The following is a 1,142-nucleotide window of genomic DNA, read 5'->3' on the forward strand; positions in this document are numbered from 1 at the left end:
CGGGCCGAAGGCGCTGGATCTCGGCGCGAAGCGCCTCGTTTTCGGTTCGGGTGTTGGCGGCTTCGGCCTTCGCCGTCTTGGCCGCCAGAAGGGCGGCATCGATCCGGGTGTTGTTGTCGTGTAGAACGGCCTGCACGGCGTCGATACGGGCCTCTGCAGCCTTCCGGGCCTTCCGGTGCGCCTCAGCCTGTTTCCGGGCCGTCTGGGCCTCCTGTTCGGCCTGCTGGGTCGGCTTGTGCCACTGACCCACCGCCCGCGCTGCCAGCCCACCCAGCGCCCCGCCAACCCGAGCCAGAGACTTCGAGGCCGCGGCCAGCGCTTCGGCCCGGCCTGCTTCGAACCCCTCCTGCTTCCCCTCACGCCAGCCCCGCCGATGCGCAGCCGTGGCCACCGCCTCAACCTTGGCCAGTGCTTCGGCCTGCGCCTTCTGCGCCTGCCACTGGCCACGGCTCAACCGCTGCCGACCCGGCCCGATCCGCGTCAGACCGTGGGCAGCGCCACAGGCCGCATGTAGTTCGTCCTGCCAGGTCCGCATGGCGTCGGCGTAGGCCTTCATCTGCTCGCCCTTCTTCAAACCCTGGGCCGCTGCCTCTGCCGCCGCCGCCCGGCCGGGGTGCAGCACGTCGAATTTTTCGCCGGGGAGCGGCACGGCGTAAAAATGGATGTGCGGGTTCGCCTCATCGACGTGCTCGACCACCGACAGCAGCCGGGCGCCGTAACGCTCCTGTAGGTGTTCGACCACGGCAACCTTGTAGGCGTCCCAGGTAGCATCGTCGCCCCGCTCCATCGACACCACACCACCGAGCAGCGCCGGCGACGTGTCGCGATACTTCCGGCCCGCTGCGTCCGTCGCCTGATCGGCCCACGCCTCCGCCTGCGCTGCCGCTTCGCCGGGCGTGCAGCCGAACACAGGGCGGGGCGGCTGCGGGGCGGCGACGTGCGGGCACGCGCCATCCTCCCGCATGGCCTCCGCCCCGCACTCCGACGCGCTCCGCTGGCGTGTCGTGCGTCCGGTTTTCGGGTCACGGCGAACCGCTCCGCGTTTCCCGTAACCCTCGATGTGTGCGAACTGGTAGCCCATTGCTTTCCGCCGTTCCGTGATGCTTCAGCATCTCGTAACGAGCGGGGCGCAGCAAGGCCAT

General features: G+C 70.1%; 1 protein-coding gene. It reads right to left on the reverse strand.

Features of this window, described 5'->3' with window-relative positions:
* A partial coding sequence (locus CDV46_RS15500; protein WP_087723480.1) for a plasmid recombination protein occupies window positions 1–1,081 on the reverse strand: 1,081 nt, incomplete at its 3' end.
* Window positions 1,082–1,142 lie beyond the last annotated feature (61 nt).

Source organism: Pandoraea sp. PE-S2T-3 (assembly GCF_002179965.1).
Classification (GTDB): Bacteria; Pseudomonadota; Gammaproteobacteria; order Burkholderiales; family Burkholderiaceae; genus Pandoraea.